General features: G+C 62.0%; 22 protein-coding genes. 9 read left to right on the top strand and 13 right to left on the bottom strand.

Annotated features, from left to right (window positions below):
• Nucleotides 1–24: 24 nt before the first annotated feature.
• The 3 genes from F3N42_RS00630 to F3N42_RS00620 all read right to left on the bottom strand — a co-directional run bounded on the left by F3N42_RS00630 (nt 25) and on the right by F3N42_RS00620 (nt 2,008).
• Nucleotides 25–813 carry a DUF2306 domain-containing protein gene (locus F3N42_RS00630; RefSeq protein WP_150862439.1) on the bottom strand — a complete coding sequence of 263 codons (789 nt, stop codon included), beginning with the start codon at nt 811–813 and terminating at the stop codon, nt 25–27.
• Nucleotides 810–1,085 (bottom strand): hypothetical protein, encoded by a 276-nt coding sequence (locus F3N42_RS00625; RefSeq protein WP_150862438.1) that lies wholly within the window; start codon nt 1,083–1,085, stop codon nt 810–812. Before F3N42_RS00625 ends, F3N42_RS00630 begins: the two co-directional genes overlap by 4 nt.
• A gap of 68 nt (nt 1,086–1,153) precedes the next feature.
• Nucleotides 1,154–2,008 (bottom strand): DUF7933 domain-containing protein, encoded by an 855-nt coding sequence (locus tag F3N42_RS00620; RefSeq protein WP_150862437.1) that lies wholly within the window; start codon nt 2,006–2,008, stop codon nt 1,154–1,156.
• 168 nt (nt 2,009–2,176) lie between these two features.
• Here F3N42_RS00620 and F3N42_RS00615 point away from each other — a divergent pair, with 168 nt between their 5' ends.
• Entirely contained in the window at nt 2,177–3,616 is a 1,440-nt protein-coding gene (locus tag F3N42_RS00615; RefSeq protein WP_150862436.1) for a M20/M25/M40 family metallo-hydrolase, read from the top strand.
• A gap of 19 nt (nt 3,617–3,635) precedes the next feature.
• Entirely contained in the window at nt 3,636–4,436 is an 801-nt protein-coding gene (gene lepB, locus F3N42_RS00610) for a signal peptidase I (RefSeq protein WP_150862435.1), read from the top strand.
• Here the strand turns inward: lepB and F3N42_RS00605 are convergent.
• From F3N42_RS00605 to F3N42_RS00585, 5 genes are all read right to left on the bottom strand, one after another.
• Nucleotides 4,387–5,349 (bottom strand): hypothetical protein, encoded by a 963-nt coding sequence (locus F3N42_RS00605; protein ID WP_150862434.1) that lies wholly within the window; start codon nt 5,347–5,349, stop codon nt 4,387–4,389. The genes lepB and F3N42_RS00605 overlap by 50 nt on opposite strands.
• Nucleotide 5,350: 1 nt before the next feature.
• Nucleotides 5,351–6,805: an MBOAT family O-acyltransferase gene (locus F3N42_RS00600; protein WP_150862433.1), complete on the bottom strand. Its 1,455-nt coding sequence runs from the start codon at nt 6,803–6,805 to the stop codon at nt 5,351–5,353.
• Nucleotides 6,806–6,846: 41 nt separating this feature from the next.
• Nucleotides 6,847–8,763, bottom strand: a complete 1,917-nt coding sequence (locus F3N42_RS00595; RefSeq protein WP_191621138.1) for an alpha/beta hydrolase family protein — start codon at nt 8,761–8,763, stop codon at nt 6,847–6,849.
• 79 nt (nt 8,764–8,842) lie between these two features.
• A complete protein-coding gene (locus F3N42_RS00590) occupies nt 8,843–10,108 on the bottom strand; it encodes a glycosyltransferase (RefSeq protein ID WP_150862431.1) in 1,266 nt (421 codons plus the stop codon).
• A gap of 6 nt (nt 10,109–10,114) precedes the next feature.
• The gene (locus F3N42_RS00585; RefSeq protein ID WP_150862430.1) at nt 10,115–10,672 is read right to left on the bottom strand and encodes a dTDP-4-dehydrorhamnose 3,5-epimerase family protein; all 558 of its coding nucleotides are present in this window, start codon (nt 10,670–10,672) and stop codon (nt 10,115–10,117) included.
• A 148-nt stretch (nt 10,673–10,820) separates the two neighbouring features.
• Here F3N42_RS00585 and F3N42_RS00580 point away from each other — a divergent pair, with 148 nt between their 5' ends.
• On the top strand, nt 10,821–13,484 hold the full coding sequence (locus F3N42_RS00580; RefSeq protein WP_150862429.1) for a protein kinase domain-containing protein: 2,664 nt from the start codon (nt 10,821–10,823) through the stop codon (nt 13,482–13,484).
• Here the strand turns inward: F3N42_RS00580 and F3N42_RS00575 are convergent.
• Together F3N42_RS00575 and arfB are read right to left on the bottom strand one after the other, a co-directional pair.
• On the bottom strand, nt 13,463–14,074 hold the full coding sequence (locus tag F3N42_RS00575) for an ECF-type sigma factor (protein WP_191621137.1): 612 nt from the start codon (nt 14,072–14,074) through the stop codon (nt 13,463–13,465). The genes F3N42_RS00580 and F3N42_RS00575 overlap by 22 nt on opposite strands.
• A 153-nt stretch (nt 14,075–14,227) precedes the next feature.
• Nucleotides 14,228–14,635 (bottom strand): alternative ribosome rescue aminoacyl-tRNA hydrolase ArfB, encoded by a 408-nt coding sequence (gene arfB, locus F3N42_RS00570; RefSeq protein ID WP_150862427.1) that lies wholly within the window; start codon nt 14,633–14,635, stop codon nt 14,228–14,230.
• 149 nt (nt 14,636–14,784) lie between these two features.
• Between arfB and F3N42_RS00565 the strand changes: the two genes are divergently transcribed.
• The 3 genes from F3N42_RS00565 (at nt 14,785) to F3N42_RS00555 (ending at nt 17,433) form a co-directional block, all read left to right on the top strand.
• A complete protein-coding gene (locus F3N42_RS00565; protein WP_150862426.1) occupies nt 14,785–15,357 on the top strand; it encodes a hypothetical protein in 573 nt (190 codons plus the stop codon).
• Nucleotides 15,358–15,702: 345 nt separating this feature from the next.
• A complete protein-coding gene (locus tag F3N42_RS00560; RefSeq protein WP_150862425.1) occupies nt 15,703–16,551 on the top strand; it encodes a glycosyltransferase in 849 nt (282 codons plus the stop codon).
• 147 nt (nt 16,552–16,698) lie between these two features.
• Nucleotides 16,699–17,433, top strand: a complete 735-nt coding sequence (locus F3N42_RS00555) for a creatininase family protein (RefSeq protein ID WP_150862424.1) — start codon at nt 16,699–16,701, stop codon at nt 17,431–17,433.
• Between the two features lie 5 nt (nt 17,434–17,438).
• Here F3N42_RS00555 and F3N42_RS00550 read toward each other — a convergent pair whose 3' ends face one another.
• Together F3N42_RS00550 and truD are read right to left on the bottom strand one after the other, a co-directional pair.
• Nucleotides 17,439–18,200: a hypothetical protein gene (locus tag F3N42_RS00550; protein WP_150862423.1), complete on the bottom strand. Its 762-nt coding sequence runs from the start codon at nt 18,198–18,200 to the stop codon at nt 17,439–17,441.
• A 41-nt stretch (nt 18,201–18,241) separates the two neighbouring features.
• Nucleotides 18,242–19,339, bottom strand: a complete 1,098-nt coding sequence (truD, locus tag F3N42_RS00545) for a tRNA pseudouridine(13) synthase TruD (RefSeq protein WP_150862422.1) — start codon at nt 19,337–19,339, stop codon at nt 18,242–18,244.
• Nucleotides 19,340–19,451: 112 nt separating this feature from the next.
• Here truD and F3N42_RS00540 point away from each other — a divergent pair, with 112 nt between their 5' ends.
• On the top strand, nt 19,452–19,850 hold the full coding sequence (locus tag F3N42_RS00540; protein WP_150862421.1) for a hypothetical protein: 399 nt from the start codon (nt 19,452–19,454) through the stop codon (nt 19,848–19,850).
• A 22-nt stretch (nt 19,851–19,872) separates the two neighbouring features.
• On the opposite strand, the gene F3N42_RS00535 is transcribed toward F3N42_RS00540, so the two are convergent.
• On the bottom strand, nt 19,873–21,267 hold the full coding sequence (locus tag F3N42_RS00535; RefSeq protein ID WP_224784603.1) for a Gfo/Idh/MocA family protein: 1,395 nt from the start codon (nt 21,265–21,267) through the stop codon (nt 19,873–19,875).
• A 242-nt stretch (nt 21,268–21,509) separates the two neighbouring features.
• Between F3N42_RS00535 and F3N42_RS00530 the strand changes: the two genes are divergently transcribed.
• On the top strand, nt 21,510–23,636 hold the full coding sequence (locus tag F3N42_RS00530; protein WP_191621136.1) for a PDZ domain-containing protein: 2,127 nt from the start codon (nt 21,510–21,512) through the stop codon (nt 23,634–23,636).
• Nucleotides 23,637–23,638: 2 nt separating this feature from the next.
• On the top strand, nt 23,639–24,463 hold the full coding sequence (locus F3N42_RS00525; RefSeq protein WP_150862419.1) for a trypsin-like peptidase domain-containing protein: 825 nt from the start codon (nt 23,639–23,641) through the stop codon (nt 24,461–24,463).
• Nucleotides 24,464–24,506 lie beyond the last annotated feature (43 nt).

The raw sequence follows: 24,506 nt of genomic DNA, 5'->3' as shown, positions 1-24,506 counted from the left end.
AACATTCCCGAACGCCATTTTCTGTCAACCCGCAATCGCCGGCCACCACTGGTAACGGGTGAAATAGTAGGTCGCGAGCAACAGGAATCCCGTGGCCGCGAACAGCGCGGCTGCACCGGCCCATTGCCATACACCGGCACGGGCCAGTCGTTTGCGGCGAATGACCAGTTCGGCCACCAGCAAATTGGGCACGTAGAAAAAGAAGTCCATGAAATAGTCGAACCAACCCTGGAAGTCCTTGGTGTGACCGATACCATCGGTTAGCAGGAACCAGAAGCCGTACTCCATGCGGTACAACCACGAGCCGATGGCCAGCGCGAACAGGCGAATGGCCCAGGCGCGGTGTTGGTCGAACCGGCGCGCCCGTGCGTGGCGGAACGCCTCCACGGCCGCCAGCCCCATCAGCACGCCGTAGCCGGCAAACGCAATATCCATGACCACGCCGCCAATGGTGCCCTTGCCGGCAATGAACACCAGCCCACCAACAGCGGTCAGCGCCGCGGCGGTGACGTACACCCTGCCCAGCCAACGATGCACGGCGGGCCAGCGGCGGCGAATCGACGGCAACAGCTGGATACAGCCCAGAACCAGGATGATTCCACCCCCGGCGAAATGCAGGCCGATCCCCGCCGTCGACCGCGGCGTCGCCGGGTCGTATAGATTGGGCAGGCTTTCATTCCACTGCCCCCCGTTACCCTGCAGCAGGGCAACGAAGAAAAACACCAGGATATAGATGCCGAACAGCAAGGCGCTGCTCCACACCGTCGCCCCCAATGACCAGGTCGCCGCCTGGTAAACCCGTGAGCCGCTCACGCCCGCCTGACCCGCACCACGTTCATCACTTCGACTGCCATGCCGGCCACGTTTTTCGTGGTCGGGTAGTAGGTGAGGTTCACCCGCCCACCCTGCAGGTTCTTGTATTTCACCTGGCGCTTGTACTGGAAGGGCACGTCGTACCCTTCCAGCATCAGGGTGTTCAGGTACCAGTCACCCGACTGGCGCTGGACATGGGACACCACCTTCAGCGATTCGGAATGCGTCAGCTCGCGGTGCCTTTTCAGCAGCTTGTCGGGGTCGGATTTCATGAAAGCAGGGCCTGAAAATAACCTGGAAAACGCCGGTCATTATAGGCCCTCCGAAATCCGCCAGCGGCCTACCCCATGTTGCGCCAGTACCGCAGCCCGAACGCCATCAGCATAAGGACCATCACGCCCAGGCCAATGCGGTCCAGCGACGGAATGGGTATAGCCGGCGCGGCCGGCGGCGGGGGCGGCGGTGGGGGCGGCGGCGCCGCGTTGACATTCAGCGTCGCCGTTGCGGGGCCGCTGTTGCCAGCGCTGGAGGTCAGGTCGCCGGACGTATTGACGTAACTGCCGGCAGATGCCGAAGTGACATCCACGGCGACAGTGCATACGGCAAAGTCACCCACCGAACCGCCCGTGTAACCCACCGAGCCGTTACCCGCCACCGCGGACGGGGTGCCACCCGTGCAGGTTGTCGACGCATTGGCGGGGCCCGCGACCACCAGGCCAGCCGGGAAAGTGTCCATGAAGTCCAGGTCAGACGCCAGGAAACCTGCCGAGTTGTCGATGGTGAACGTCAGCGTGCTGACATCACCGGCGTCGATGACCGCCGGTGAAAATGCCTTGCTGAATCCGGGGGGCGTTTCTTCCACCTCGATGGTCCAGCTGCAGGTCACGGACGCCGCATCGCCGGCCGACCAGGCGACGACATCGATCGTTCGATCCTGTATCGCCGTGTGGGTGGCCGTCCAGGTGACGTTGTCGTTGGCATCGGGGTCAACATCGGGCGTGAGCGAGACACCATCAATCCGCGCATCAGCAGCGCCCGTGGTGTCGATCGACAGCGTGATCACGGTGCCAATATCTACGGCCGACACCGTGGAGTCCGGCGACTGCGTCGGGTTCGAGCACGTCAGCTCCACCTGCGCCATCGCCGCATTCGCACCGGCCAGCGCCAGCAGCGCAACCAGGATTCTTGTTGTCATGTCATTTCTCCCTGCAGTGGTAAAACATTGAATAGCGTTCGGCCTCCGTCAGAACGGAACCCTTCAGGCCCTTAATGCAGGAATTACGCCCCTGGAGGTTCACGCGCGGCCCATTACGCACCGTGAAGCGCTAAACTGCTGCGCTTGCCAACCCCGGATACATTGCCCATGCGCGTCCTGACCGCCCTCCCCGTGTTCCTGCTGACCACCGTCACCGCCCTGATTCCCGGCCTAACGCTTGCCGATGACACTTACCGGTTCGACGAGCAGACGCTGCAGGCCATTCATGACCTGTCCGACACGGCACTGGAGAGCGACCTGGCCTACGAGATCACGCGCAGCCTGACCACCGAGATCGGCCCGCGCCTGGCCGGCACCGCGCAGGAAGCCCGCGCCCGCGAATGGGCGGTCGCAAAACTGACCGGGCTTGGCTTTGAGAACGTCCGTGTCGAGCCTTTCGATCTCGATCTGTGGACCCGCGGCACTTCGGTCATTGAAGAGGCGGCCATTACCGCACCCTACCCGCAGCACCTGCACGCGATTTCGCTGGGCGGCGCCGCGGCCACGCCGGACGAGGGGCTCGAGGCCGAGGTGGTGTTTTTCAGCAGCTTCGACGACCTGCTGGCGTTCGATGACAGCGACGACGCGCTGGCCGGCAAGCTGGTCTTCATCAATGACCGGATGGTGGCCACGCGGACCGGTGAAGGCTACGGCTGGGCCAACCGCAAACGCCAGAAAGCCTGGTTCCACGCCGAGGATCGCGGCGCCGCCGGCGTGCTGATCCGCTCGGTGGGCACCAGCTCGAACCGCTTCGCGCACACCGGCATGATGAGCCGCCCCGAAGGCCGCAAGGCGAAGATCCCGGCACTGGCCGTTTCGGCCCCGGACGCCGACCAGATCGAGCGGATTCACGAGTCCGGTGAGACCCTTCGCGTGCGCCTGAAGACCTCCGCCGGCTGGCGCGGGGAGGCCACCAGCGGAAACGTCATTGCTGAAATTACCGGCGCCGAGGCACCGGAAGAGATCGTCATCATCGGCGCGCACCTGGACAGCTGGGACAACGGCACCGGCGCGCTGGACGACGGCGCCGGCGTGGGCATCGTCACTGCGGCCGCGAAACTGATCATGGACGCTGGCCAGCGCCCGCGCCGGACTATCCGCGTCGTGCTGTTCGGCGCCGAGGAAGTCGGCCTGATCGGCGCGCGCGCCTACGCACAGGCCCGCAAGGACGACGGCACCCTGGCCAACCACGTCATCGGTTCGGAAAGCGACTTCGGCGCCCGCGAGATCTGGCGCCTGAACTCAAACGTCGGTGAGCACGCGCTGCCGTTTTTCGACGCCATGCACGTGCAGATGCAGCACCTGGGTATCACGCGCGGTAACAACGAGGGCAACGGCGGCCCCGACATGTACCCGCTGCAGTACATGGGCATGCCGGTGGCGGGCCTGGACCAGAACGGCGAAGACTACTTCGAGTTTCACCACACGCCCAACGACACCTTCGACAAGATCGTGCCTGCCGAAATGGCGCAGAACGTGGCCGCGTGGGTTATGTTCACCTGGCTGGTGGCGGATACCGACATGACATTCCGGCCGGGCATGGAATGACTGTTCGAGGAAAACAACCATGAACCTGGATTTCGCCCTGGTGCTGGTCGTACTGACGCTGCTGACCGGACTGATCTGGCTGGCCGATCACCTGTTTTTCCGCGCCCGGCGCATCCAGCGCGCGGAGCGCGCCGGCAAAATCGAGGTCAATGAGCCGGCGGCAGTCGAGTACTCCCGCTCGCTGTTTCCCGTGCTCTTCGCCGTGCTGATCTTCCGGTCATTCCTGTTCGAACCGTTCAAGATCCCGTCTGGCTCGATGATTCCCACCCTGCTGGTGGGCGACTTTATCGTGGTTAACAAGTTCAACTATGGCCTGCGCCTGCCGGTGTTGAACAACAAGTTCGTGCCGATTGGCGACCCGGAGCGCGGTGACGTCATTGTCTTCCGCCATCCGGCCGAGCCCGGCGTCACGCTGGTCAAACGCCTGGTTGGCCTGCCCGGTGACCGCGTGGTCTATCGCAACAAGCAGCTGACCATCAACGGCGAGGTCATGACCATCCAGGGCGGCGCGCCGCTGGCCAGCGGCGACCTCAAGTGCTCAACGCCGCGCCGGGACGCCGTTCGATACCGAGAAGACCTGGGTGGCAAGCGCCACGACATCCTGCTTCACACCGGCATGCGCGGCCCCGAAGGCGAATGGGTGGTGCCGGAAGGCCACTACTTCATGATGGGCGACAACCGCGACCAGAGTGTTGACAGCCGCAGTTGGGGTTTCGCGCCCGAGGAGAACATCATGGGCCGCGCGGTAGCCACGTGGCTGAACTTCGACTTCAACCAGGGTTGCGCCGACTGGGGCCGGGTGGGCGAGGGCATCGAGTAACCTGGCCCGGGAACAACATCTCGGCGACCTGCGCCGTGAACAGCGCGCGCCCCTTACCGGACAGGTGGCCCGCATCCCGGAAGTTGGATGGCGCATCGACATCGAACCCGGCAGCGCCATCGATGTAACAGAATCCCGCATCTTCAATCACATCGACCAGTTGTCGCTTGGCCCGAATAAACGCCTTATCACGCTCGATGGGGCCAGCCATGGGCGTTTCGATAAACACGGTGCTGACCCCGTGGTGCTCGAGCAGGCCCAGGATGGCCTCGAGCGCCGCCAGGTGTTGGGGGTTCACACGCCCATACGGCTCTCTTACCTTGATCCGGCGAAACCGGGCCGCGTTCATCTGGCGCCGGGTCGAAAGCACGTGGCCACCGCGGTAGAAGGACCGATCCAACACCGGGTTCACCAACGGGCTGGCAACGATGTCCTGGTTCTTGCCGGAAACGGCCAGGTCGTACCCCTGCTCGAAACTCATTCCTTCGGCACGCAACTGCTGCAGCAATGCACGTTTAACGGCCGGTGGCGCCTGGGCATAAAGCCGTTTGTCGAACAGCCGGGGTTCACCGTGCGCGCTGTCCAGGAAGTTCTCAATCACCAGCAGGCCTGGCTTGTTCGGCTGCTCCAGCAAGTGCTCAATCACTGGCAGCATCAACCAGTAACTCAGGCCGTTATAGGCCAGCATGAATGCATCCCGGCCGGTGGCCTGCTCAAAGGCCCGGATGTCGTACCCATCGCGCGTGTGCGACGAACCTATAAACAGCACGTCAGGCGGCTGGTTGAGTGGAATTTCGAACCCGACTGAACTAGGGGCCGCCTGGTGGGAGAACATGAACTTTGCCCACATCAACAGGCCAAACAGTGCCGCCGCTGCGACGAAAAACACCAGTGTGTAGGCCAGTTTTCGCATCTCAGAACTGGAAATAGATAAAGCTGTTGGAGTCAAAGTTGCCGAACAAGAGAATGACGTTCAGTAACACCACCAGGCAAGCCGCACGAAACAGCCCGGACCGGGCCCACAACCGGGTGAGCGAGTTATTGCCATGCTCCTGCAGCCCGTGCACGGCCTCCATCACGCCGATGAAGAACAGGCAACTGGCGAACATCGAGATGGACGAGTAATCGTTGGTGAACGGCAGCACGACATTGGCGAGATAACCCGCGTTGATGGCGGGGAAGTCAGCCAGGTGGGTGACGATGTACCAGGCATCGGACAGGCTCTCTGCACGGAAGAATATCCACGCGAACACCACCAGGTTGAAAGTGATGAACACGTTGACCAGGTTCATCAGGCCCGATCGCTTGCCATCCCGGGCGCCAGGCGGGGTGAGCCAGCGGCCGGCCACCAGGTACGCGCCGTGCAGCGCGCCCCAGGCCACGAAGGTCCAGTTGGCGCCATGCCAAAGCCCGCTGATCACGAAGACCAGCATCACGTTCAGCAGGTTCCGCGCCTGCCGTCGACGATTACCGCCCAGCGGGATATACAGGTAGTCGCGAAACCAGCTGGACAGCGAGATATGCCAACGCGTCCAGAACTCGCGCACGCTGCGGCTGAAATACGGCCGGCGGAAGTTCTCCATCAGGTCATAGCCCAGCATGCGGGCGACACCAATCGCGATACACGAGTAACCGGCAAAGTCCCCGAAAATCTGGAACGCGAAGAAGTAGCTCGCCAACAGGAAGTGCCCGCCACTGTAGCCACGCGGCGACCCGAACACCTCGTCGACATAGGGCCCCAGCTGGTCGGCGATCACCAGCTTCAGAAAATACCCCCACAGCACCAGCGCGAACCCGCTCGTCAGCCGGCTCCATTCAAAGCGCTTGTCCGTATGAAACTGCGGCAGCAGGTGGGTGGAGCGCTCGATGGGCCCGGCTACCAGCTGCGGAAAGAACGAAACGTAGAGCGCGAACACCAGCAGGTTGCGCTCCGGCTCGCGGTCACCCCTGTAAACATCAATCGTGTAGCTCAGCGTCTGGAAGGTGTAGAACGAGATGCCCACCGGCAGCAGCACCTTCAGCACCGGCGACTGGTAACTGGCGTCGAACAGGTTTACCAGGTCCTGGAACGAGGCGCTGATGAAGTTGAAATACTTGAACGTGAACAGGATGCCCAGGTTCGTGAACAGGCTGAGCACCAGCAACCAGCGCTTTTTCGCCCGGCTGTCCGCCCTGAACAACCCCAGCGCGACCCAGTAGTCGACCAGCGTTGAGATCACGATCAGCAACGCGTACTCGACCTTCCAACTCATGTAGAACCAGTAGCTGGCCAGCAACAGGAAGACCAGCTTGCCGCGCCTGGGCAGGAAGAAATAGACGCCCGCAACGACCGTGAAGAAGACCAGGAACTGAACCGAGTTGAACAGCATCAGGTCAGCCTGGCTTCATTCATAGCGGCGCGGAATAACGCTTAGTCGCCGATATTCGCATCGAGAAACGTCAGTACTTTCTCGTACACCGCCAGGCGGTTGTCTTCGTCGTAGTAACCGTGGGCCTCGTCGCCAATTTCCAGCCACTGGTACGACTTGCCGGCATCGTCCAGCGCCGATTTCAGCGACTCGGCCTGCTCGATAGGCGCGCGTTCGTCACGGGCGCCGTGGATCAGAAGGATGTCGGCCTCGATCCTGTCTGCGTTGTATGCGGGGGAGCGTTCCTGCAGGTCCGCCTGGTCTTCGCCCAGCGCCTGTTTCAGGTAGGCCAGGCCGCTGGCCCGGTCCGGAATATCGCCTTCCTTGAACATCATCGGCAGGTTGTAAACGCCCATGGAACCGATGGCGCATTGGTACAGTTGCGGTTCGCGTACGGCACCCATCAGCGCGGCGTAGCCGCCATAACTATGGCCGTAGATGCAGATCCGACTGGCGTCGGCAACGCCCGATTCGACCAGGGCCAGGGTGGCGTCGGTGATGTCGTCCTGCATCAACGTGCCCCACTTGCCGAAACCGGACTTTTCAAAGTCCAGGCCGAAGCCACCACTGCCACGGAAGTTGACCTGCAGAACGCCGTAACCGCGGCTGGCTAGCAACTGCACTTCCCAGTCGAAACCCCAGTAGTCGCGCACACCATGCGGCCCGCCATGCGGGAGCACCACCAGCGGCAGGTTTGTCCCCTTGCCCCTGGGTAGCGTGACATACCCGTGGATGGTTTCGCCGTCGCGGGTCTCAAAGGTCATCGCCTTCGTGGGCGCCATCGCGTCCGGGTCCAGCCACTTGCGCTTGCTCAGCAGGTAGGACGCCTGCAGGCTCTCGGTTTCAAACAGGTAGTAGTGGCCGGAGTTGGTATCCGAGTAAACAAACGCGATGGCCAGAGCGCCGTCTTCAGTGGCGCTGGTGATGACCACGTCCTGGCCGGGGAAGGCCTTCAACAACATGCGATGCAGTTGCACCTTCTTGTCGTTGCCGTCCAGGTAGCTGTACTTCGGCAAGCCCAGGTCCGTACCCACACCCACTACGCGGTGGTCGGAGAAGTCACGGATCAGCATGGTGATATCGACGTCTTCATCGTGCACCACTTGTTCGAAAGCCTTGGTCTGGAAATCAAACAGGTACAAACCCTGGGTGGACTGCTCCACGTTCGCCAGCATGTAGATTTTCTGGTCGTCCGCGGTAAAGCTCAGCGGGGTCACGTCTTCCGCATCAAGGTCTTCCGGCTGCCATTCCTGCCAGTCCGCTTTTGCGCTGGGCTTGAAGGAAATGACAATGTTGTTGCTGTCATTCACGGCCACCGCAAAGCGCACAACACCCTGGCTGTCGGTAATCGCCCTGGCATTCGCGTAGGGCAGGACATCCACTTTCTTGGTCTTGCCGGTGTAGACGTTCAGCTTGTAGATCAGCGTCTGGGCACCGGGATCGTGCATCCACATGTTGCCCACCAGCCGCCAGGGGTAGAACGCAATCAGGATGTGGTCTTCATCATCTTCCAGCAGGTCGATGATCTCCTGGTTGCCGTAGTTGGCCTTGTTCTTCTGGATGCGCGTGTTGAGCGTGCTCTCACCGGATCGATAACCGAATATCAAGCGGTGCTTCTTGCCGTCGACATTCACGCCCACCAACTCGCCGTTGCTGAACCGCTGCTTGTTCCAGTGGTAACTCTCGGTGACGGTGTAGACGATGCGCTCGTTATTCACCCAGGTGACTTCGCCCACGGCACGGCCCTTGCCGCTGACCTTGAACGAGGCGATGGGCTCTCGTGTCGCACGGTCAAGGACCCCGAGCAGGTCCTCGCCGTCTCGACGAAATACCGCCGAAAGATGTTTGCCGTCCGGGGAGATCTTGACGTCCCTGGACGAAGGCAACCGGGTGAATTCCTCGATCGTCGTCTGTGCCATCAGCGTGACGGGCAGACACAACAACAAAACAATAATCAGTCCATGATTCAATCGCACATCCATGCTCCTTTTTCTTATTCTATTCCCCGCCCATCTTATCTAACGCGGAATGTCCTGGTCGGGGCATACGCGCCGCAACAGCCTGGAATATTGGCTCATGCAGGCGGGTTTGTTCACGCGCCCGCCGTAAATACTCTTTGCCTGCCCGCACATCGCCTGCGGTGAAGGCCTTGTACGCGGCAATGGCCAACAGGATTCCGCGGCGCCCTGAATCGATCGCACCCAGCTTTTGGTCGGTCAACGAGTCGACCCACGATGCATCAGACACACTACAAAACAATTTGGGCCAATTCAGCGGAAGTGGCCCGGCGAAAGGCTCGGCAAGGTCGAGCGCCATGTCCATTGAGATACCGGTCGATAACCTGCCATGCTTGCAGAGGCTGAAACACTGCTCCAGGTCCTTCCTCTGATCCGCGGACAAGTATAGCTGCAGGCTACGCTCGGTCTTCGCGCCCGAGCCATCAAGCCCGCAACGAGCCAGGTAGGCATCAAGCGTATCGTCCGGTTCTGGCAGCACGCGCCTTGTCGCGTACCACAGCGTCGGGCCCCAGTGCGCTTCTCGCAAGACTGTTTCGGCCTTCAACCCCTGCTGCATTTTTCCAAGCCAATGCGCCAGCGCCTCGGCCCAACCGCTGCCGGGCAGTTGCTCAAACACCGGGGAATTGAACGACAGTGCAGTTGCTTCGCTGGTGCTGCCCCAGCGCACGGAGGGGTCGGCCAGGTGCGCGTCAAGCAAGCGCTTGATATTCCCTCGTTTTTCGACGCGCTCCCATGCCACGCCGCGCCTTTGGTAGCTGCGATGAGAAAAGGCGTAATGGGCTTCAAACACGAGCTTCAGTCCGGCTTCAAGCGCCAGTTTGCGGTACCCCGGATCGGCATAATTGCTGACCCAGGCGCAAACCGAGCCCGATGGCCGCACAGCCAGGGTCGCCGCGGTGACAACGTCATGCCGGTCCAGCATCGGGGCCAGCGTTTCCACGTGCTCCGGAAACCACAGGTCGTCGTCCTGCAATACGAGAATTCGGTCAGACCGTGCTCGTTCAAGCGCTTTGGCCCGCGCCACCCCACCGTTGTTGTGGCCTTTCGGCAGGTCCAGAACCTGGATCCGCGCATCGTCCCGGGCAGCGCTCGCCGCAACCTCCCGAACGTCGCCGGTCGCACCGTCACAGGCCACGAGAATTTCGATGTTCTCCACCGTCTGCGCCCGGGCGCTGGCCAGCGCCAGTGCCAGCGTCTGGTGGCGCTCATGGGTGGGAAGCAGAACCGTGGCGTACGGCGCAGCCATCCGCCGCTAGCCTTCCTTGACGGACCGGACCCGGCTGACCCCCGAGACATTCCAGTCGTACGGAATCTCCGCGGTATCGAAAGGACGACGGTAGTGATCGGGATCCTCGTACTGGTATGGCAGCGTCGGCAGGTTCACCACCAACGCATCGGTAGTCCCCAGGTTCTGCAACCCATGCCACACACCCGTTGGTATTTTGACCAACGCCGGGCGCATGTCGCCCACATGAAACTCGTTGATGCGCCCAAACGTCCCGCTTTCAGGCCGGCCGTCGTAAAGCACCACCTTGATATGGCCCTGGTTGACAAACAGCCGGTCGATGCTGACCTGGTGGCAACTCCAGGCGCCGATCGCGCCAGGATAAAGCCGAGACTGGTAAACCTGGTGAACGGGCAGCCCGGTATCGTCCCACTCTTCCCGGTACATCTCGGTGATCACACCGTGGTCCCGTGGCACGTGGCGTACTTCGCGCACGACCACGCCATCAATCAGGTCCTGCAGAACGTTCCATGCACGGTCGACGAGTTGGCTGTCCTTGCTGACTTCGTTATCTGTAACCGTCATCTTTTCCCCTTTAAAAATTTTACTCCCCCAATTCAGAGATGGTGTCCATGGCGGACAAGCGTAACAGTGTATTACGGACATTCGCACCGGGAACCTGTCACAATCAATGCTGCAGACTGAATTTTTATCGGAAACAGGGTGTTAGTCATTGCCCAGCGACTGGCAAAAAGCCGACCAGATCTTTAACCGCGTCCTCGAGTATGAGGGTGCAGATCGCGACACGTTCCTTGTGACGTGTTGCGAGGGTGATGTCGCACTGGAGGCCGTGATCAGGCGCTACCTGGCCCTTGCCGAAAACTCCACTGACTTCCTTGAAGACACACCAGTCCCGCCCGCGGACACCGACCCCGAAAGCCTATACCAGGCGATACAGCAAGGTGTCAGCGAGAAGGAGGCATCACTGGCGTTGCAGCCGGGAACCCAGTTAGGGGCTTACAGAATCACCGCGCTGATCGACAGCGGCGGAATGGGCAGCGTCTACGAAGCGGAAAGGGCCGACGGCCAGTACCAGCAACGGGTCGCCATCAAGGTCATGCACAGCGTCCAGGCCGAAGCACAGGGGATGCAACGGTTCCTGCGCGAACGACAGATCCTGGCAGACCTCGAACACCCGAATATCGCCCGCCTGCTCGACGGCGGGACCACCGACGACGAGCGCCCCTTCCTGGTCATGGAGTATGTGAAGGGGCAGGACATCGTCACCCACTGCGCCAACGGGGACCTGCCAAGCCAGGACCGCCTGAGGCTGATGCAGCGGGTCTGCAAGGCCGTTCATTTCGCGCACACCAGGGGCGTCGTTCACCGCGACCTCAAGCCGGGCAACATCATGGTCAACGAGGCCGGAGATGTGAAACTGCTGGATTTCGGTATCGCCCAGCTGCAATCCGGAGGACCCGCAGCCGACCTCACGGGCACCGGGCCTGCGCTGATGACGCCCGCGCACGCATCACCCGAGCAACTGCGCAGGCAGCCCGCTTCCCCGGCATCGGATGTCTACCAGCTTGGATTGGTGCTTTACCACTTGCTGGCTGGCCGCCTGCCGGTCGGCGAGCCACCCCGGCCGCCTACCGAAGTAGGCGGTGCAGGCCGGCCCTGCGACATCGACTGGGTCTGCCTGAAAGCGCTGGCCACCGAACCCGGGGACCGCTACGAATCGGCACAGGCCATGGCCGACGATATCGACAACTGCCTGTCCGGTCGCCCCATCGTCGCCCGGCACACCTCGCTGTTGGGAAAGGCGGGCCGCCTGGCCTCGCGACATCGCTATGCCCTGGCCAGCTTGCTGGCACTGGTGCTGGTCATCATCGGCATGGTGTTCTTCACCGGGCCGCAAGAACCGCGCGCGCCACAACGCACCGGGGTGGCCGAAGATCACTCCATTGCCATTCTGCCCTTCACGGCTGTCGGCGAAGGCACGTCCGAGCCGCTGTCGGCCGGCATCCATGGCGACCTGCTGTTGCGCCTGGCCGATGTGTCCGACCTGAAAGTCATCGCCCGACAGTCGGTCAGGCAGTACCAGGCGAGCGCCGACTCACCCCGTCAGATCGCACAGGCGCTACATGTGCGGTGGCTGCTTGAAGGCAGCGTCCAGCAACATGACGACCAGATCAACATCATGGTTCAGCTGATTGACCCCAATGACGGCGCCCAGGTCTGGACAGAGCAATACCGGCGCAGCCTGGGCGTGAACGACCTGTTTGCCGTCCAGGGCGAGATCGCCGACGACATCGCGGAAAAACTACAGGCGCGGATCCCCAGGGAGGCTGTGCATCCACCGCCGTCGAAACCCGCGACGGACCTGGAGGCGTACCGGCTCTACGTGCAGGGCCGAACCCTGCTCGACATGCGCGAAACCGCGGAAATGCGCCAGGCCCTGGCGCTGTTTCGGGAAGCCGCCCGGAAGGACCCGGACTATGCCATGGCCTGGGTTGGCGTGGCCGATGCGATTACCTTGCTGATCGACTACGGGACCGAACTGCCACCCGGCGCCCTGGAAGAAGCGGAAACGGCCGCAGACCGCGCCGTTGAACTCGCGCCCGACCTGGGTGAAGCCTACGGCGCAATTGGCGGCGTGAACTACCTGAAGCTCAATGGCCATGAATCCCTGGTGAATGCCCGCCGCAGTCTTGAGCTGAGCCCGGAAAACGCCGACCTGCTGGGCCGCATGAGCTGGGCCGCACTGCTTTTCGGCGAACCTGAAGAAGCGTTGGATGCCGCTGAAAAGGCCGTCGAGGTCAACCCGCTGGCACTGGAGCCCTTCAGCAACCTGGTGTTCTCGCTGCTGGTTACCGGGCACCCAACACAGGCGTACGACGCGATTCATCTCAGCCAGCTACCACGCGCAAACTGGGACTCGATCGAGTTCTACGAGGGCGTGGTGCTCTACCACCTGGGTCGATATGAAGAAGCGGCCGACCTGCTGGCGGGTTTGTCCATTCCCTGGGCCGGCGAAGGCCCGCTGGCTACCCGCGCATTGGCATTAGCAAAGCTCGGGCAACTGGACGAGACGCGCCAGGTTCTGGCGGAGCTAGAGCAACGAGGGGCACACCTTTTCCTTGTGGGCCTGGTGGAACTGTCGCTGGGCGAGGACGAAGCCGCGTGGAGCGCTTTCGAGTCTGTCCGCCGTTGGGACGAAGACTCCGACTGGGCGATACTCTCGGCCCGCTACCTGTTCCGCGACCTGCTTGGGGACAAGGTCAATGACCCGCGATTTACCGAACTGCTGAACCGTATCAATCAAAGCTGGGGCTTATCCCCGGCCCCGCCAATTGCCACGGTCGGCGATCGTCCTCAGGCAGGCGAGGCCGACTGATCGAGATCATCGAGCAGATACACCTTGGCCCGCAGCCAGTCGCGTTCGACCGTTTTGGTTGAAACACCCAGTGTTTCGGCGACCTCGACGTTGCTCATCCCGCCAAAGTAACGATATTCCACCACCTGCTCCAGGCGCTTTGAGTGCCCGGCCAGCCGTTGCATGGCCGCATCAAGGTCCAGGATGCCAACGTCCAGCTCGGGCGCCGTGCCATCCGGCGCAAGCGGGTCGTCCACCACGGCACCTGCATCACGTTTTTGCGAGTTGTTCCTGCGTGCGTAGTCAATCAGCACATGCCGGATAATGCGGGACGTCAGGGCCTTCAGGTGGCGCTCATCCCGCGGCCTGGCGATCGCGTCACTTTCAGCAAGTTTCAGGTAGGCCTCGTGAACCAGGGCCGTGGTCTGGAGCGTCAGGTTCTGTCGTTCATTCAGCCGGTGGAAATGCGCGATCTTGCGCAATTCGCCGTAGACGGCTGTGAGCAGCTGCTCAAACGCCTTCCCCGAAGACTCACTCGGCCCACCCGCCATCGAATCTGTCTGGGAGCTATTTCTCACAGAAAAACCAACACACGCAATGACTTGCCCCAACGGAAACTTCCATACCATTGAGTCTAAAGGAAAGCGTACGGGCTTTGCGACTGACAGGCAGTGTTATCGCAATTTCTGACACCCAAGGAAAAGGCCGACATGCTTCTGGAAGTTCGTTCACACCGCGATCATGGATACTCTTTAAATAGTTGGTCAGTAAGGCTTCGCCCGCGCCTTTTTCAGCTCGCCCCGCTTCTTTTTCTCGTCCACGCGTTTGGCCTTCGCCGCCTTGCTGGGCCGCGTCTTCTTCCGGGCCTTGGGCGCGCGCCGAACGGACTCGAGTAACAGCTCAAGCCGCTCCAGCGCCTCGGCGCGATTGCGCTCCTGGGTGCGGTGGGACTGGGCCTTAATGACCAACACGCCGTCATTGCTGATGCGACTGTCGGCCGTCATCAGCAGACGCTGCTTGACGGCATCCGGCAGTGAGCTGGCGGAAATATCGAAGCGCAACTGGATGGCAGTCGCGAGCTTGTTGACGTTCTGGCCGCCGGGGCCCTGCGCGCGGACGGCCTTGAAGTCGATTTCGTTCTCGGGGAGGTGGAAGCTGGCGAGGTTTAGCATCGAATGAGTGTTTCAAAATGGTTCGACGTGTTCAACCGGAACACCTGGTCGGCGGCGCCACTTTGCCCCTGCAGGACCACTTCGGTCGCCATTTCGCATTGAGTTCGGATAATGTGGGGCATTGGCCACGGACTGCAGGACCATCACACATGGACATGTTCGAATACATCGCGGTACTGACGTCCATTATCATCGGCCTGGGAATCGCACATTTGCTGCGAGGCGTGGTCAGCGTGATCCAGCAATCGGACCGGCACCGGCCGTACTGGGTACACCTGTTATGGGTCTTGAACCTGTTCTTCAACCTGGTTTTCTGGTGGTGGTGGGAATTCCGGCTGGGGACGATCGAAACCTGGACGTTGCCGATCTACCTGTTCGTCATCCTCTATGCAGTCGTGCTATTCCTGGCGTGCGCGATGATGTTTCCAACCAACATGGAAGACTTCGATGGTTACCGGGGCTATTTCTATGCCCGGCGAAAGTGGTTCTTCGGACTGATTGGCGTTTTGTTTTTCATCGACGTTGGCGATACGGCGATCAAGGGCGGCGACTACATCAGCTCACTTGGGGTGGAGTACCTGGCCCTGACGCTCCTGCAGGCCGGCCTCTGTTTCGCGGCCATGTTCATTCGCTCTGAGCGGTTTCATGCCCTGTTTGCCGTGCTCATGCTGGCGTACCTGGTCAGTTGGGCGCTTCGACAGTTCGCGGTCGTGGCCGTTTAGGTGTGCTGCACATGTTTACCCTGACCCTTTACTCTGACCCCCTACTCTGACCCCACAAGTGTTGATAGCTGCACCATAAAGCCCCTGACCCACCACCTGGCTTGACATCAAAAAATGTTTTGAGCACTGCGACGCGGTGCTGATCCCGGTTGGCTCCACTGAGCAGCACGGCCCAAACGACCTCATCGGCATGGCGCAGCAACATCCCCCAGATGTGTTTCAAAGTGACGGCATGTATTCAACTCAAAATGTCTGGTTTCAAGGTCGAATTACGCAGAAACCCATGAGGGAACACCTGGAACGGTTAACTCCTTTCGATTTCTTTACTAACAGGAGCGGCCTTTCATGCAAGCAAGCCACACGTCGACATCGCGACCGGACAGCGTGGCGGTCATCGTTTCTACGTACAACCAGCCCGCCCACCTTGACCGCTGCCTGTTTGCCCTGGGCCTGCAGGACACGGACAACTTCGCCGTGCTGATCGCCGATGATGGCTCCGGGGCTGAAACCCGTTCCGTCATCGAAGCACACGACCCGGTGTTCCGTGACCGGCTGAAACATATCTGGCAGCCTGACAAGGGCTTTCGAAAAACCCTGGTCCTGAACCGTGCCGTGCACGCCACCGATGCGGACTACCTGGTCTTCATCGACGGTGACTGCGTGGCACACCCGGGATTCGTCGCCGAGCACTTGCGACATGCCCTACCCCGGCATTACCTGAACGGCGCCCTGATCCGCCTGAATGCCCGGCAAACCGGGCAGGTGGCGCGCGAGGGGATTGCCTCGGGCGAAGTCTTCACCGTCCGCTGGCTGGCCCATGCCGGATGGCGGCTGGACCGGCGATACCTAAAGCTCGCATTACCCCGGCGAGCACGTCAGTGGCTAAACGATCATTCGCCGACGACACTCTACTGGCTGGGCGCAAATGCGTCGTGCTGGCGCGAGGACTGCCTGCAGGTCAATGGGTTCGACAACCGCTTTGGATATGGGTACGAGGACGGCGACTTCGGCAACCGCCTGGCGCTGTACGGGGTGACGCCGCTGACGGTGCGCTGGACCGCGAATGCGCTACACCTGGATCATGGACGGCCTTATCGTGACCCGAATGTCATTGCCAGCAACCGCAAACTGCAGCTGGAAGCGGTGGCCAAGCGAGCCTACCGAACACGACATGGACTGGACGAACTGACGTGAGCCGGTCATTGGCATCTTCCCATTCATGGCCCATGGTTTTCTCGAGCAAGTGAAGGGTGGTTAAGAAAGGTCGGGCTTTGAATGTATGCATTTTGAGTCGACCAGCGCTACATTGACCTCAATGTCCTGATTTCCGGAAACCCCACCATGAAACTCCAACTGGCTACCTGGCCCGACATCCGCGACTACCTGGAAACCTGCGACGCCATCCTGATCCCCATCGGCTCGACCGAGCAGCACGGCCCGACGGGGCTGGTCGGCACCGATGCCATCTGCCCGGAGCACATCGCCGGCGGCATGGCGGAACAGGGCGTGCTGGTGGCGCCGACGCTGAGCATCGGCATGGCGCAGCACCACCTGGCCTTCCCCGGGTCCATCACGTTGCGACCGACCACGCTGATGGCGGTGATCCGCGATGTGGTCACCTCGCTGGCCAGCCAGGGCTTTCGGCGCTTCCTGTTTTTCAACGGACATGGCGGCAATATCGCCACGGTGCAGGCGGCGTTTGCCGATATCTACGCCGATGCCAGCCTGGCCGGTGGTGAGTCCGGCCTGGTGCTGGAACTGTTCAACTGGTTCATGGGCCCGCGCATGGGCGAAATATCAAAAGAGCTGTTTGGCGATGCCGAGGGCTGGCACGCCACGCCGTCAGAGATCTCGCTCACCTGGGATGCCTACCCGAACGCGCAACGCCAGGCGACGCTGGAGCCGAAACGGGCACCCAAGGGGCCGATCCGTGATGCCCACGACTACCGCCAGCGGTTTGCCGACGGTCGCATCGGTTCGGAACCGGACCTGGCGTCCGCCGAAACCGGCGCGCGGCTGTACCAGGCCGGACTGGAAGACGCGATGGAGGTCTGGCGGAAGCTGCTCGAAAACTGAGCGCCCTATCCTGGGTTGCCGGTGTCCTGGATCAAGGCGCGCCAGCGTTCCTCGAGCGCGCTGAAAGGCTGCCCCGTCACGGCGGCGATGTCCTCACCTTGGTAGATGCGGAAGTAGGCGTCGATGCCAAAGTTGTCGACCAGGAACTGGGTGAACGAGCCGGCTTGCAGATAGCCAAGCAACCGCAAGGGAGACTCGGTCGAGCGCCGCGCCTGGTCAACCTCGCTCAATGGCAACAGGCCACCCTGCTCCGCCGCAGCGTTCGCAGTGGCGACATGCAATGCCTTGCCGAAGGTGGGGTAGCTGACGGCCGGGCCAAAACGGTGCTGAAGGTAGACAGCCAGACCATCATCGTAGAAGCGGTCGCGGTCTTTCCGAAATGCGCTGGCGGCCAGCACATGCGTGACCTCGTGCACGATGCCCAGGTCCGCACTGGCCAGGTCACCCTGCTCCAGTGCGCTCAGCACCCGCGCTTCCGGCACGAAAATGGTCGAACGCATTTGCGATGGGGTGTGGGTGTCGGGGTCGATCAGCACGCGCATGGGTTTGTCATAGGGCGGCCCCGACCAGGTCGAAGACTGGCCGAGCCAGGCCAGCACCCGGCGCTGCGCATCGGAGACCTGGCCGGCTACGCCGGTGACACCTTCTGCCGGCAGGCTCGACCTGTGGACGACGGAAAAGTCATCGACCGACGTGGTCACCACGTCGTCAGCGGATGCGCCGGCAAGAAAAAGTGCGGCGACGGTGGCGGCAAAAATTCTCAGCATCAGGGGATTATAGACGGCTACGTGGTGGGGCAGCCCTGGCGTTAGCCTGGCGCCTGATCCGGCGGAAGCAACACCATGAGCTCTCGCAACACCGTGGTCGCAAAAGCGCCCGGCGGCAGCGAGAACGACAGCACCAGGTTCACGGCATCACCGGACGCTTCCCAGTCCCATTCCAGTTCTCCAGGCACCACCCGCAGGGCGCGCCGTTCAGCCTTCAGCCGCCAGTCTTCAAGGCCGGCCAACAGCTCCGGCTCGCGCGCGAGCACTTCGTTCTCCAGCGCCAGGCACTCATCGCCGGCCGCCGGTTCGCCCAGCCCGGGCAGCGGGCCAGAGGGGTGGATGTCGAAGCGGTCCAGTCGCCCCTGGAGTTCCGCCAGGGCCTGGGCGTCATCCAGGGTGTCGCGGTCCAGGCGAAAGCGGCTGCGCGAGCCGTCCAGCATCACCGCCTCGCCGGGCAGCAGGCGGTTCCAGTCGCCGCGCCGGACGCGCTCGGCCAGCACAAGGTTGAACAGCCAGCTACGCGCCGCCGAAAGGTACAGCCCGCGCTCGAAACGCGGCACCCGGGTCAGCTCGCCGGCGAACAGGCGCCGGGCCCGCGCCAGGTTCTGGCCGCTGTGACCAAAGCGTTGATCACCGAAGTAGTTCGGCACGCCCGATTTGATGCGACCCAGCCGTGCGGAAAGTTCGTCCCGGTCGCCGTCGACATGGCGCAGGTGGATGCGGAACCGGTTGCCGCGCAGGCCACCGCGACGAATGGCGTGGCGCGCGCGTTTCCAGTCCAGCAACTCAAGGCCCGCCGGCAAGCGCTCGGCGAGCGATTCTGGATCGACATGTTCCAGGGGCAGCGAAAGCCACTGCGTGGTGACGGCGTGGCGGTCCTTCAGGCCCGCATAGCCCACCTGCCGGGGCTTGGCCGAGCCCATCTCCGCTAGCAGGCGCACCACGTCCTTGGTGTTCATGCCAGTCTTGGTGATTCGCAGCCACCAGTGCGCGCCGGTGGCGTGCTCCGGCACGTCGATCTGCTCGTCGACACGAAAATCGCCGGGCTCGCTGCGGAAGCGCGCGGTGGCCGCCGAGGCGCCGAGCGCGCGGGGCAGGTCGTCGCCGGGGCTGGGGGCTGAGTGAGTGGTTGATTCCATGCCGCGATATTGTAGGTGGTCAGCCACAACCGGACGATCATGGCGCGCGCCGAACTTTAGCGCGTGGCGGCGGTCAGCGATTCTGACAACCCTCACAACAAAGGAACCGCTGATGCCCTCGCCCAGAATCACGATCGCTCTCCTGTTCGCCGCCTTTGCCCTTCAAACCACGTTCAACGAAGCCCACGCGGCACCGGACAGCACACAGGTAATTTCGGATGTTGCGAATTACAACCAACTGGCCAGCAGCGCGGCGTTTGGTACGGGGCCGGTTGGCACCGATGCGCCTGATTCGAGCGCGATCCGCAGCTCAGTCCGCAAGGGCGATACGCTGGAGTACCGGGTCACCTCGTTGTACTACGCGAAAGCGGATGGCGAGCCCCAGCGCGAAGTGGACTCGATCGTCAGCTACCAGCTGGATGGCGGCCGCTGGGTGCTGCGCGACGTACAGACGGAACGCACGCGCAACGTGGCCGCTGGTAAAGCCACCAGCGCAGACAAGGACTGTTAAACGCTGAACCCGGCGCGGCCGATCAGGCTGGCCGGCGCGCCTGCGGCGACAGGTCTGTCAGCGACGCGATATCGATGGGCTGCCCGGAATCAATGCTTTTCCGCGCCGCCACGCCAATCAGCACCGACATGGCGCCATCGCGTGACCCCGCGGCGCGGCGGTACGGATCGGGCGCCTCGGGGTTGGCGAAGATCTTGTCATGCAGGCGCTTGTCGCCACCGCCGTGGCCGCTGCGCTCCATGGGCACCACCACGGTTTCATGCTCCTCCCACAACCGGTGCACGATCAGCGGTGCGTATTCCAGTTCCGCTTCGCCGTCCTGGCGCATCTCGGCGGCGTGCAGGTCGGCCTGGCTGACGTCCTGCTCGCTTCGGTAAGGGATGTCGTGCCAGGCCTCGATGCGGCCCTTCGAGCCGTTGAACGCAATCCGCCAGCCCTCGAACGGTGAATAGGTGGTCAGCGAGTAATTGACCACGGCGTTGCTGGCGTACTTCACCTGCACCGACATCTTGTCAAAGATATCGATCTCCTCGCGGAACAGGCAGTTGTCACGGATGTAGCCGTCGTATTGCTCGTTGTCGGCATAGAGCTTCACCAGCCGTTCGTTGTCGGTGATGTCCCAGTAGTACTTGCACTCGGCGGTGTGCTCGCAGTTGCGGCAGTTGTCGCCGCGGAATGGCCCGTTGGCGCCGTAGTGCTCCAGCGCGCCGTAGCCGAACACCTGTTGCGGATCGCTGTCCAGCCACCAGTTCAGCAGGTCGAAATGATGCGTGGACTTGTGCACCAGCAGCGTACCGCCGGAATCACGCAGCCCGTGCCAGCGGCGGAAATACGACGCGCCGTGATAGGTGTTCAGGTACCAGTTGAAATCCACCGACACGACATCGCCGATGGCGCCCTCGCTGATCAGTTCCTTGATCTTCGTGGCGTACGGGCTCCAGCGGTAGTTGAAGCCGACGATCAGGTTGCGCCCCGACCGCCGCTCCGCGTCCAGGATCTGCTGGCACATGTCCTCGTCGGTGGTCATGGGTTTCTCGGTGAGCACGTCGCAGCCCATGTCCAGGCCCTTGACGATGAACTCGTGATGGGTGGAGTCCTTGGTGCAGACGATGACCAGGTCGGGCTGCGCCTGCTCCACCATCGCCTCGAAGTCCTCGTACACGGGGCAGTCGACGCCCATGTACTCCTTCGCGTAAGCCAGCCGCCCGGGGTTGTTGTCGCACAGCCCGGTGAACTCGAGGATGTCGCCATACTGCTCGACCAGCCGCTTGCCCCAGAAGCTGGTGCCGCGGATACCGGTGCCTACCAGCGTCACGCGCAGCTTGCGATCACCCTGGGCAAAACCCCATGACGACATCGAAAGGGCCTGGCCCGCGGCCAGCATACTGATGGCGGTGAGAAACTGTCGTCTTTGCATGGTTTGGGACTCCGGGTTTTGGTTTATTTTCGAATGACAACGCAATCATAGCGAAAACACGGTTAACCCAATGTTGGAGGCGCACAAGCCCTTTCTGGCATTATCTGGAGGTCAGGAACTAAAGCGCCACACCGGTTTCAACAAAAAGGCGTAAAGTTTATTTTTTACTGTCATCAAGGGGCTGCATGCATTCCAAGAAAAAGACCGTGGCTGAACAACAACCAGGCCAACTCTCAAAGCGCATGTCTGCCACCTGCAGATTCGTCTGTGTAGCGCTTGTTTCCTCATTCATCAGCCTGCCGATCGGGGCCGATACAGCGCCCGAAGCCCAGGACCAGAATCAGCACCAGGATCCCGCGGACCAGCTCCGTCATAACCTGCAGGCGCTGATCACCTCGGCACGGGACCGGGTTTTTCCCTCGCTGGTCAATATCCGGGTGATCACGGCCAACTACTTCAACGGTGATGAGCACAAGGGCCTTTCGGTAGGCAGCGGCACGGTCATTTCGCCCGAGGGCTATGTCCTGACCAATTTTCACGTGGTCCGGAATGGGCAGAAATTCACCTGCACGCTGAACAACAAGGTCGAAATCTCCGCTGAACTGGTGGGCGAAGACCCGCTAACGGACCTGGCTGTCCTGAAGCTGGACATGCAGGAACTGGAAGAACTTGGCATCAGCCTGAGCCATGCAAAGCTGGGCGATTCCGACAACATGGTCATCGGCGACACGGTGATGTCGATGGGCAGCCCCTGGGCCCTGTCCCGTTCGGTCAGCCTGGGGATCATCTCCAATACCGACAGGCTGCTGGCCAGCGTCGATGATGACGCCGAGGAGATGCACTTCAACCGCGACCAGCGCACCGGCATCTTCACCCGCTGGATACAACATGACTCGTCAATCAGCCCTGGCAACAGCGGTGGCCCCCTGGTCAACCTGGAAGGCGAGGTGATCGGCGTGAATGCCATGGGCAGGAGACGTGGAGGCGACATGGGTTTCGCCATTCCCAGCAACCTGGCCCGGGACGTCGCCGCTGACCTGGTTGAGCACGGCCAGGTGTTACGAAGCTGGTATGGGTGGAAGCTCAAGCCGATCAAGAATTCGGGTTTCAGCAAAGGGGTCCTGGTCAACTCGGTGGTCGAGGATAGCCCTGCCGCCGAAGCCGGCATTGAAGCGGGCGACATTATCCTGGGCATCAACGACGAGCCCGTCACCGTGTGGTTTCCGGAGGAAGAACCGCTGCTGCTGATGCAACTGGCCGGCTACCCGGTGGGGAGCGAAGTGAAACTGGAATGGCAGCGGGACGGCGAAACCCACAACGCCACGCTGGTGACAACCCAGCTCGAAGCGGATCGCGGCAAGGAAGCATCGTTTCGCAAGTGGGGTGTCGTGGCCATCGAGATTACCGCGTCCATGGCCCGCAATCGCAGGCTCCCCGATACCCGGGGCGTGCTGGTGCAGGGGGTCAGGTCCGGCAGCCCGGCGCAAACCGCCGAACCGCCGCTGAATTACGAGGACGTCATCCTGGCAGTCAATGGCGAGGCGGTGAATTCCATTGCCAAACTTCTTGAGATTTACGAAGCGCTGGACAGTGACGAAACGGCCGAATCAGAAGTGCTGATTGAGTACACCCGGCGGGGTACCAACCAGCTGACGCTCATCAAACCCAAGGAAAGCACGTCCGATGACAGGCCACGCGAGCTGGCGAAGGCCTGGATTGGCATCGCCGTGCAACCCGTACTGCCCAACCTGGCCAGGCACCTGGGCACGCCAGAGGCGACCGGTTTCAGGGTGACCCGTGTTTACCCGGATACGCTGGCGGCGGATTCCGGCCTGGCCGCCGGTGACGTGATCCTCGCCCTGGACGACCAGCCGCTCAAGCCCATCAACATGCAGGACTTCGGCATGTTCCACCGCCAGGTGCGCAGGCTTGATATCGGTGCCACGGCCAGGCTGACGGTCCAGCGCGGCGACGAGAAACTGGATGTACCGGTCGAGCTTGAGCGCACCCGGCTGACGCCCGGTGAAGCCAGCAATGAATACAACGATGATTTCGGGCTGGGCGTGCGGGAACTCACGTTCCTGGACCGCGACGAAAACCGCTGGCCCGTTGACATGGAGGGTCTGCTGATCACCAAGGTCGAGCGCGCCGGCTGGGCGCAGCTGGGGCACCTGCGCCCCACCGACCTGGTCCTGAGCATCAACGATGAACCCATGCACTCCGTGGCGCAATTCCGGGAGACCATGGATGCGCTTGATCGTCAGCGCCCCGAGCGAGTGACGTTCCTGGTCTTGCGGGGCGCGGAAACCCGCTTTCAGTACGTCCAACCTGACTGGACGCCCCAGATCGCCAACACGACAAAGGACTGACAATGCATAGAAGGAAATTCAGGATCATGACCCTGGGCGGGCTACTGCTTGCCCTGCTGGCGGCCGGCAACGGCAACGCGCAACAACAGCCGGACGTAGCCCAGGTTGTCAACGCGCACCAGGAAGCCCTGGTGACGGTCAAGTATGTGCTGTCCCTCAACATGGGCCAGGGTATGGGTGGCATGGAACAGGAACAGGAGAACGAATTGACCTGCTCCATGGTTTCGGCCGATGGGCTGGTGATCTGCTCGAACAACGACCTGTCAGGCTCCATCGACCTGATCAAGCGCATTTCCGGCCCTGCCGGCAGCGACATGTCAGCCACGACCAAGGACTTCAAGGTCCTTATCGGTAACAGCCCGGATGCATACGACGCCGAAATCGTCGCGCGAGACACCGAGCTGGACCTGGCCTGGATTCGCGTGACCGACCCCGGCGACCATTCCTTCGCCCACCTGGATTTCTCCAACAGTGCAGATGCCAGCATCGGCGAAAGCATCATCACCATCCGGCGCGCCGGCAGCAGCTTTGGCCGAACACCGGTGGCCACCCAGACCCACATTGGTGGCATCAGCAGCAAGCCAAGAAAACTGTACATCCCGCAACTGCAGTCAATGAACGGCAAGGGCCTGCCGGCCTTTACCGCCGACGGCCGCATCATCGGGCTGATGGTGACCCAGCTGCCGGAAGAGATGGGGCAATCCGGCGGCGGCATGGGCATGCTGGGCGCCGGAATGGCTAACCTGCAGGACGCCATGTTCGGGCTGATCCTGCCCATCGCCGACGTCGCCAGGGCCACCGAGCGCGCCAACGAAGTCGGACACTAAGGCCGCGCATCGTAAGATAGCCAGTAGCGTTTCAGGGGGAAGC

Origin of the sequence: Marinihelvus fidelis (assembly GCF_008725655.1) — a bacterium.
Lineage (GTDB): Bacteria > Pseudomonadota > Gammaproteobacteria > Xanthomonadales > SZUA-36 > Marinihelvus > Marinihelvus fidelis.
This window is presented reverse-complemented; position numbering and strand designations above follow the sequence as displayed.